Origin of the sequence: Amphibacillus sp. MSJ-3 (assembly GCF_018919165.1) — a bacterium.
Lineage (GTDB): Bacteria > Bacillota > Bacilli > Bacillales > Amphibacillaceae > Amphibacillus.
The window spans coordinates 1-9,328 of the sequence record NZ_JAHLQM010000051.1 but is presented as its reverse complement, the minus strand read 5'-3'; the positions used below and the strand labels follow the sequence as shown (position 1 = coordinate 9,328).

The 9,328-nt window shown below is 38.7% G+C and carries 10 protein-coding genes and 2 other annotated features; of the genes, 9 read left to right on the top strand and 1 reads right to left on the bottom strand.

Features of this window, described 5'->3' with window-relative positions; genetic code table 11:
- Both KQI76_RS11185 and KQI76_RS11180 read left to right on the top strand, forming a co-directional pair.
- Nucleotides 1-274, top strand: a 274-nt coding sequence (locus tag KQI76_RS11185) for a hypothetical protein (RefSeq protein WP_216400385.1), incomplete at its 5' end; no start/stop codon positions are given.
- A 71-nt stretch (nucleotides 275-345) separates the two neighbouring features.
- Nucleotides 346-1,125, top strand: coding sequence for a 3D domain-containing protein (locus KQI76_RS11180; RefSeq protein WP_216400384.1), 780 nt, complete (start codon nucleotides 346-348; stop codon nucleotides 1,123-1,125).
- A gap of 45 nt (nucleotides 1,126-1,170) precedes the next feature.
- Here KQI76_RS11180 and KQI76_RS11175 read toward each other — a convergent pair whose 3' ends face one another.
- Nucleotides 1,171-1,308 (bottom strand): hypothetical protein, encoded by a 138-nt coding sequence (locus KQI76_RS11175; protein ID WP_216400383.1) that lies wholly within the window; start codon nucleotides 1,306-1,308, stop codon nucleotides 1,171-1,173.
- Between the two features lie 99 nt (nucleotides 1,309-1,407).
- Here KQI76_RS11175 and KQI76_RS11170 point away from each other — a divergent pair, with 99 nt between their 5' ends.
- From KQI76_RS11170 to trpA, 7 genes are all read left to right on the top strand, one after another.
- On the top strand, nucleotides 1,408-1,956 hold the full coding sequence (locus tag KQI76_RS11170; RefSeq protein ID WP_216400382.1) for a 3-dehydroquinate synthase II domain-containing protein: 549 nt from the start codon (nucleotides 1,408-1,410) through the stop codon (nucleotides 1,954-1,956).
- Nucleotides 1,957-2,033: 77 nt separating this feature from the next.
- Nucleotides 2,034-2,284, top strand: a binding site (T-box leader).
- Between the two features lie 99 nt (nucleotides 2,285-2,383).
- Nucleotides 2,384-2,608 (top strand) — a binding site (T-box leader).
- A 125-nt stretch (nucleotides 2,609-2,733) separates the two neighbouring features.
- Nucleotides 2,734-4,110 (top strand): anthranilate synthase component I, encoded by a 1,377-nt coding sequence (gene trpE / locus KQI76_RS11165; protein ID WP_216400381.1) that lies wholly within the window; start codon nucleotides 2,734-2,736, stop codon nucleotides 4,108-4,110.
- Nucleotides 4,111-4,187: 77 nt separating this feature from the next.
- Entirely contained in the window at nucleotides 4,188-5,216 is a 1,029-nt protein-coding gene (gene trpD, locus KQI76_RS11160) for an anthranilate phosphoribosyltransferase (protein WP_216400380.1), read from the top strand.
- Complete coding sequence (gene trpC, locus KQI76_RS11155) at nucleotides 5,213-5,980, top strand: indole-3-glycerol phosphate synthase TrpC (RefSeq protein ID WP_216400379.1); 768 nt, start codon at nucleotides 5,213-5,215, stop codon at nucleotides 5,978-5,980. The genes trpD and trpC overlap by 4 nt, the downstream gene beginning before the upstream one ends.
- A 10-nt stretch (nucleotides 5,981-5,990) precedes the next feature.
- Nucleotides 5,991-6,593, top strand: a complete 603-nt coding sequence (locus KQI76_RS11150; RefSeq protein WP_371817681.1) for a phosphoribosylanthranilate isomerase — start codon at nucleotides 5,991-5,993, stop codon at nucleotides 6,591-6,593.
- Nucleotides 6,594-6,598: 5 nt separating this feature from the next.
- Nucleotides 6,599-7,810 (top strand): tryptophan synthase subunit beta, encoded by a 1,212-nt coding sequence (gene trpB, locus KQI76_RS11145; RefSeq protein ID WP_216400377.1) that lies wholly within the window; start codon nucleotides 6,599-6,601, stop codon nucleotides 7,808-7,810.
- Complete coding sequence (gene trpA, locus KQI76_RS11140) at nucleotides 7,797-8,573, top strand: tryptophan synthase subunit alpha (RefSeq protein ID WP_216400376.1); 777 nt, start codon at nucleotides 7,797-7,799, stop codon at nucleotides 8,571-8,573. Before trpB ends, trpA begins: the two co-directional genes overlap by 14 nt.
- The last annotated feature ends 755 nt before the right edge of the window (nucleotides 8,574-9,328 follow it).

Genomic DNA, 9,328 nt, shown 5'->3' with positions numbered 1-9,328 from the left:
TATCCGAGAAATACCAGTTTGTACACTCAAATTATTGAACCGCCGTATACGGATCCGTACGTACGGTGGTGTGAGAGGGTCGAACGAATCAAATCACGATTCGTTCACTCTACTCGATTTTATTAACATTGGAAATCGATTGAAGAATACCCGACTAAACCCAAAACAAAAGAAAAAAAGTAAAGAAAATAACAATATGATGTATAAAAAACTGATTTATTGCCCCACAATGACAAATGTAACAGGGAGACGCATTATTTTTATTAACCTTTAATTGCTTTGTAACCTATAGCTTTTAGTTTTGTATTAAGATGAATACTGCTTATTAAAAAGGAGGCAATCAAAATGAAGAAGATGGTTATGTCGTTTATTACTGCAACAGCTTTATCGACAGTTATACCAGCAACACTTCATGCACAAGAATATCAAGTTGAATCAGGAGATAGTCTATGGAAAATTGCTCAAGACTATGAAACAACGGTTACATCATTATATGAGTTGAATGATCTTGATTCTAACTTTATTTATCCAGGACAAATTCTTCAAGTACAAGTAGAGGAAGAAAAAATTATTCATCAAATAGAGCAAGGGGATACATTGTATGCCTTAGCTAAAGAATATCAAGTGACTGTTGTTGATTTAATGAATTGGAATGAACTCAGTTCTGATCTAATCAGGGTGGGAAATGAACTTGTCATTTATCCAAATGCTGAAGCGGTTGAGTATGATCTTGAGGAAGAGCCAGCCCAACCCGCATCAGCACCAGAAGATACTGAAGCTGACCAAGTTGAATCAGAGCAATCAGACGAACAGTCACAAAAGCAACAGTCTGAAGAGAAGACTTTATCGATGACAGCGACAGCCTATACTGCTGAATGTGATGGATGTACAGGAATCACAGCAACAGGCTTAAATTTAAATGAGGATCGTGATATGAAAGTTATCGCAGTAGATCCATCTGTTATTCCACTAGGCACACGCGTTTATGTTGAAGGTTATGGCGAAGCAGTCGCTGGTGATGTTGGTGGAGCAATTAAAGGGAATAAAATTGATATTCATGTTCCAACAAAAGAGGATGCCCTTAGTTGGGGTGTACGAGAAGTAGATGTAACGATATTAGAATAAAGTGCATGAAAAAAGAGAGCAAAGATGATCCGTCTTGCTCTCTTTTTAGCTGTTGCTATTTATTTGCTGGCTGATTGCTTGCTCCTCTAGTTTAACGCCTCGATCCGTATGATCTTGTAGAACTCCAATTACACCAAAAGTAATGATTAATAGTAAAAACAAAATAATTAATCCTTTTCTCACGTGTCGCCCTCCTGTATATTTGTCAATTCCATTCATATTGTATATGATATTAAACAATTAGAAAAGCAGTAAGATTTGGAATTTTAGGGGGAGTTAATCATGGTAGAATTTGAAACGGCAAAAGTGATTAAAATCGAGTCAATTGGTGAGGGGGCAAGAGTATGTTTAGATTTGATTGATGAGCTAGATCCAATCGAAGGTCTGTTGATTGGCAATACAGGTAAAGGTTATTTAATGGCTGTGTCAGAAAATCGAACAACAGATACCTACCCGCCACGGCCATTCCGAATCAATGCAGGAGCCTATCATCATTATCTTCTTTTAGACGGAGGGAAGACGGGTTATTTAGCAGAAATAAAACCAGGGATGAAAGTTCCGATCTGGAAGGATAACGATAGCCGTCTTGTACCAATCGGACGAGTGAAAATAGAGAAAAGACCATTTATTCGAATTGTTTGTCAAGAATTAAAAACAAATCAGGAAATATCAGTTACGGTTCAAGAAGCGGATAGCGTCCATTTACTAGCTGCCGATCGGACAGCAAAGGCTGTTATTGATTTAGCTATAGGAGATGAGCTGATTTGTTATCCAGATGAACCAGGGCGTCATTTAGGGGAGAAGATAAAAGAAGAAATAATCGAGATTTAACAAACTTTTTAGAAAATTCATTTAATTGTGTTGACATTGAATCTTAAGCATACTATGATAGTAAGCAACAAAATACTAATTCTGCAATGATAAAGAGGAGTAGCTTATTTTTTTACGATAGAGAGCTAGTGGTTGGTGGAAACTAGTGTGAAAAATTAAGTGAATGGACTTTTGAGCATTCAAACTAAACGGCATAATGCCTAGTAAGCTTTGACGGAGGTTGTTTCACCGTTATCAGAGAAACAGCGATTAATCAACTATTGATCCGATCGTTTAGTGAGCATTATATGCTAATCAAGGTGGTACCACGGGTTCTCTCGTCCTTTATTCAGGAACGAGGGGGCCTTTTTTAATGGCCGGAAGGATTAAATGCTTGGTTGGAGACCTTCTATTGATGTGACAAATTGAAAAAAAACAATTGCATAATTAAAAATTGATGATGTAAGAATAGTAAGCTTATGATTGGTTATCAAAGAGAGCTGAGGCTGCTGGAAACTCAGTATAACAAGGAAGCTGAATGGACTTACTAGAGCTTTTCTGAACAGAATGGAGTAGGAAGAGCCGGCTAATCCCCGTGATTGGATCAAAGTGTAGAGAGTTAACAATCTCTAAAATGGTGGTGGTACCACGGTTTACTTTAATCGTCCCCTAAATAATTTAAATTTATTTAGGGGACTTTTTGTATAAGTTGGCAATAAATTTTCAATCCATAGTGGTGAAGGCAAAGTTTATATCTAACAATGAATGATTTATAAAAAAATGGAGGAGTGATTAACATTGGCTTACCAATATCAAAAGCGAGAGATTAATGGGGATACTTTAACACCGATTGCTATCTTCAATCGACTACAAGGTGAGAAGAAGTTTATTTTAGAAAGTTCAAGTAATCATCAAGATAAAGGACGTTTCTCTTTTATTGGTGTGAACCCATTCAAGGAAATGATTGGGGAGGGTGAAGAAACGATAATAAAAGTGGATGGCCAAACAGAAACCTTGATTGGCAAGCCACTCGAGATAGTCAAGCAACATATACCACAAGTTGATCTAGGGTTACCATTTGATTTTTATTGTGGGGCAGTTGGTTATGTCGGTTACGATAGTATTCGTCAATATGCGGAGATCGGAAGTGTGCTAGATGACGAAATTGATATGCCAGACATACATTTTATGATCTATCAAGATGTCCTGATTTTTGACCATAAAAACCAGAGCCTAACCTTAATTGCGGTTGACCTGTCAAAGTCAAGAAGTCATTCAGCATTAAAGGCAAGACTCGATCAACTAGTTGATCAAATTTTTACCGACCCAAAAGAACAGCATGATAAAGTAACAAAACTAACATTCGAGTCATCGCTAGATCAAGCAACTTTTATCGAGAAGGTCAAAGAAATTCAACGTTATATTTATGAGCAGGATGTTTCACAGGTCGTTCTATCTCAAAGAATGAAAGCACACTTTACTGGTGACCCATTTTCCTTTTACCGTCGTTTAAGGTTAAGCAATCCATCTCCATATATGTTTTATTTAGACTTTGATGATTATCTTGTCCTTGGGACATCGCCAGAGAGCTTAGTTAAAGTGAATGAAAGGACAGTTATTACTAATCCAATCGCAGGAACAAAACCTCGAGGTAACACACCAATGCTAGACAAAGCTTTGGCTGATGAACTCTTAGCAGATCCTAAAGAGCGAGCTGAACATGAAATGTTGGTTGATTTAAGTAGACATGATTTGAGTAAGATTTGTAAACAGGGCTCAATTCAAATTCCTAAATATATGGTGATCGAGCGGTATCAATATGTGATGCACATTGTGTCTGAAATAACAGGAAGGCTAGATGAGCCATACACGTCAATCGACGCATTGATTTCACTTTTCCCTGCAGGGACCGTTTCAGGTGCACCCAAAATAAAAGCGATGCAGATTATTAATGATTTAGAACAGGTTAAACGGGGTGTTTATGCTGGAGCAATTGGCTATATCAATATGAATGGTGATCTCGATTTTGCACTAGCGATTCGAACGATGGTTATAAAAGACAATCAAGCTTATGTGCAAGCTGGTGCTGGTATTGTCCATGATTCAGATCCAAGCACTGAGTATCAAGAAACATTAAATAAGGCAAAAGCATTATTGGAGGTGGTTCAATCTTAATTTTGCACATTGATTTAGTCAATTGTTAATAAGTAATGACGAAACCATTGCTTACAATCAGAGAGGGGGAAAGCCAAATGAAAAATTATCTGGAAAAAGTGTTATCTGGGGCAGACCTAACGGTAACGGAAATGGAGGAAGCTGCTCAATTCATGTTTAACCCAGCAACACCTGAATCAATTGTTGGTGGATTTTTAACGGCTTTAAAGTATAAGGGTGAATCAGTTAGTGAAATAACGGGACTTGTTAATGTAATTCGCCAAAGAGCGATTCCAATGGCACCTATGATCACAGATGTCATGGATAACTGCGGAACGGGTGGTGATCACTCACAAAGTTTTAATATTAGTACAACGAGTGCTTTTGTACTTGCAGGTGCAGGAATTAAGGTAGCCAAACACGGAAATCGAAGTATTTCTAGTCAAACGGGTAGCGCGGATGTTTTAGAATCACTTGGGGTTGAACTCAGTGCAACACCTGAACAGATGAGTGAATTGATCAAGGTCAACGGGATTGCTTTTTTATATGCACCTCATGTCCACCCAGATATGAAACAGGTTATGAAAATTCGTCGTAGTTTAGGGATTCCGACTATCTTTAATTTAATCGGTCCATTAACAAATCCTGTTCAGTTATCCACACAATTCCTAGGTATTTATCGCCGTGATTTATTAGAGCAAATGGCAGGTGCTCTTCATCAACAAGGAAGAAGGCGGGCACTTGTGATCAACGGTGCAGGCTATATGGATGAGGCTTCATTAGCTGGTGAAAATCATTGTGTTTTATTAAATGAAGGAAATTTAACTCCATTTACGATTACCCCAACAGAAGTTGACTTGCCACTGGTAGGGAATGAACAAATTAAAGGTGGCAGTGCCAAGGAAAATGCTAGGATATTAAAAAGCGTGTTGAATGGTGAAGCCGGACCACATCGAGAGGTTGTTTTATTAAATGCTGGCTTAGGCATTTTTGCTAATGGCACAGCCAAAACTGTACGGGAGGGGATTGAATTGGCACGTGAGAGTATAGATTCTGGAGAAGCTTTAAGGCGATTAGATGGCCTAATCCATTATAGTAAAAAGATCAAACAGGAGATAGAAAAATGACGATCCTTTCAGAGATTTTATTAGAAAAAGAAAAAGAGGTTGAACAATTAAAAAAGCACTTTTCACCCTTAACCGAAAAAAGCCCAAGACCGATACGCTCCTTTACTGCTCAATGTCAAAAAGATCAATCATTACAAGTAATCGCTGAATTTAAACGCGCCTCACCATCGAAGGGGATGATCAATCCGAATCTTGATCCAAAGCATCAAGCGAAGTTATACGAAAGGCTTGGTGCCTCAATGATCTCGGTATTGACGGATCACTCCTTTTTTAAAGGTTCCTATGCTGACTTAAGAGCAGTAAGAAGTGTGGTTGATCTCCCAATACTAAATAAAGATTTTATAATTGATGAGCTACAAATTGACCGGGCTTATTGTTGTGGATCTGATGTCATCTTGTTAATTGCAGCAAGTTTACCAGAAGACCGACTAAATGACCTTTACCAATATGCGACTAAGCTTGGCTTAGAAGTACTGTTTGAAGTTCACAATCAAGAAGAAGTTGACTTAGCCCAGCGAATTGGCGTAGAACTTGTAGGCATTAATAATCGAAATTTAAAAACATTTGAAGTAGACCTAGCGGTAACTGAACGGCTTGCCCATTTTATTGATCGTGATCGTCAGATTTTAGTTAGTGAAAGTGGTATTCAAACAGGTAAAGATGTCTTACGGTTGAGGGAAGCAGGTGCGCAAGCCATTTTAGTTGGAGAAAGACTGATGCGGGCGCAGAATTTACAACAAACATTTGTTGAGTTCTTGAAATGAGGTGAATATGATGCTTGTTAAAATCTGTGGAATTCGAACGATTGGGGCGGCTCTTGCATCCCTAGAGGCGGGTGCTGATTTTCTTGGTTTTGTTTTTGCTAAAAGTAAACGACAGGTGACAGTGACAGAGGCAATTCAAATCAATAAACAATTACCACATACAGTAAAAACAGTCGGTGTTTTTGTTGATACACCTATTTCAGAAATAAATCAGATGGCAGGGCGGGTAAATTTTGATTATGTTCAATTACATGGACATGAAACCGTAGCAGACTGCTTGAATAGTCAAGTGCCAGTTATCAAAGCCCTATCGATTCGAACAGAAAGTGACCTCGGCCAAGTGGAGGATTACCTACCCGTTGTAGATTATCTTCTGATTGACGGTCCAGAAGCTGGTAGTGGTGAGGTGTTTGATTGGGGCTTAATCGATTCGATTCCAAGTGTCCGTGAGAAATTAATCCTAGCAGGTGGTTTAACACCAAATAATGTGATCGAAGCAATAAGTCAAGTTCAGCCAGTGGGTGTTGATGTATCAAGCGGTGTTGAAACAGGTGGTATTAAAGATGTGCAGAAGATCAAACAATTTATTCTAAATGTAAAGGGAGTAAGGTGAAGAAGATGTCAATTTATCAACAACCAGATTTAACCGGACATTTCGGTTCATTTGGAGGCAGATTTGTCCCAGAAACATTAATGCCAGCGATTATTGAGCTTGAAGCGGCTTACCAGGAGGCAATCGATGATCCTAATTTTCAAAGTGAACTGGCAAACTATTTAAAACAATATGTCGGCAGAGAAACACCGCTTTATTATGCTGAACGCTTAACGAAAGCATTCGGTGGTGCGAAAATCTATTTAAAGCGTGAAGACCTTAATCATACGGGGGCACATAAAATTAATAATGCCCTTGGGCAAGCTTTGCTAACTCTAAGAATGGGTAAGAAAAAAGTCGTCGCTGAAACAGGTGCGGGCCAACATGGAGTTGCAACGGCAACCGTATCGGCACTGCTAGGTCTTGAATGTATAATATTTATGGGTAAGGAAGATATCCGTAGACAAAAACTAAATGTTTTTCGAATGGAACTCCTTGGAGCAAAGGTCGTAGAGGTCAGCCAAGGAAGTGGGACCTTAAAGGATGCTGTCAATGAGGCGCTTCGTTACTGGGTGACAAATGTTGAAGATACCCACTATATTCTCGGTTCAGTTGTTGGTCCTCATCCTTTTCCGAAAATCGTTCGTGATTTTCAAAGTATAATTGGCAGTGAAACGAAACAACAATTTGCTCTTGCAGAAGGTGGCCTTCCTGATGCTATTCTTGCATGCATTGGCGGTGGAAGCAATGCAATCGGGATGTTCTATCCATTTATTAATGATCAGAAGGTAAAATTGTATGGTATTGAAGCAGGCGGAAGTGGGATTGAATCAGGTAAGCATGCTGCTACATTAACAGATGGTAAAGTGGGCGTTTTGCATGGGACGATGACCTATTTACTTCAGGATCAATATGGTCAAATTGAGGAAGCTAGCTCTATTTCAGCTGGACTTGATTATCCAGGTGTTGGCCCTGAACATAGTCATTTGAAGGAGATTAATCGTGTCACCTATCGTTCGGTCACAGACACTGAAGCCTTAGAGGGATTAAAGCTACTTTCACAAACAGAAGGGATTATTCCAGCTTTGGAAAGTGCACATGCAATCGCCTATTTAGCTAAACTAGCACCCAAAATGAATCCAGATCAATCAATTGTTGTCTGCCTTTCCGGACGTGGAGATAAGGACGTTGAAACAGTTCAATCTGCACTTGGAGGTGATTTAAATGTCAATAAATAAATTAGAGCAAGGCTTACAAGAGACATTAGCAAATGGTGATAAAATTTTTATTCCTTATATTATGGCAGGGGATGGTGGTCTTGACCAACTCCCAGAGCAAATTAACTTTTTAGCTGAAGCGGGAGCAACAGCAATTGAACTTGGCATTCCCTTTTCAGATCCTGTCGCAGATGGCCCCGTTATCCAAGCGGCTGGACTTCGAGCACTTAAGCAAGGAGTAAATTTATCTTCTATTTTAGAGATCTTAAAGCAAACAAAGAAGCAACGCTCCATTCCAATTGTACTAATGACTTATTTTAATCCCATTTATGCCTATGGCTTGGAAACATGTATAAAGGACTGTGCTGAGGCTGGCGTCTCCGGTTTGATCATTCCTGATTTGCCATTAGAGGAAGAGGGGGACCTCCCAGAACTTATTGCAAGTGAAGGACTTGCACTTATTCGTTTAGCTACTTTAACCAGTTCAAAGGAAAGGTTGACTCAAATTGCCGAGAGGACGACTGGTTTTTTATATGCTGTGACTGTGACAGGAACAACGGGAGAACGGAGCAAATTCATTGAATCGATCGGTCATTATTTAACAGAGCTAAAAGCAATTAGCAAGAAGCCCGTGATCGCTGGCTTCGGTGTATCAAATCCTGAACAAGTAAAAGAATTAAGTCGTTATTGCGATGGTGTCATCGTCGGTAGCAAGATCGTGATTAGTTTACATGAAAATAAACGGTCAACTATTGAAAACTTAATTCAGGCAACGAAAGGTTAATGAAAAAAGCTATTTTCTATTAATAAAACGAAGTAAAGCGATGTAGTAGACAACCAAAAAGCACTTTCACTTAAAAAAGGTGGATGAAAGTGCTTTTTTTAATGTTATATTTTGAGGCCGTTTACCGAGAGCTTGATTTGAAATATCGATGACTATATGCTAGTAATAATCAGTGGGGATAGGAGAAGGCAGATTAAATAACCAGGTCCTGTGGAAGGGTCTGCATGACCTAGCACATGTGAGCCCAACCTCCACTAATTGATGAAGTTTATCTTATACAATTTGGGCTTAGACCCATCTTGTAGTTAGGAAATCATCTGAAGAAATAGTTTTTGTAGCAATTTGACATAAAATCGGTATTATGAAATCTATTAAAAAAATGACTTTTTATCATAGTCATAAGTATTTTTAAAGAATATAAGTTTTTCCTAATTTAGTATAAAGACCTGGTAAAACATATAATGAACCTAGATTATTTGTAGTTCCAAACAAAAGACTGATTTAAGATCAAGTTTTTACTTTCCAATTGAACAAAAATTAACACATCGGGAAGTAAGATCGTGTGACTTTAAAGCTGGGATAAAAAAAATTAAGAATAGAAAAATGCCATGTATGTTATCCATACATGGCACTTTTTTAGTGTGCCTGGCATGGATGTAATCTCTAGGGTGAGAGTCCCGAGCCATGAAGGCAGAAGTAGTGGTTAGCCTAACGCAAGGGTGTCCGTGGTGACGCGGAATCTGAAGGAAGCGAGC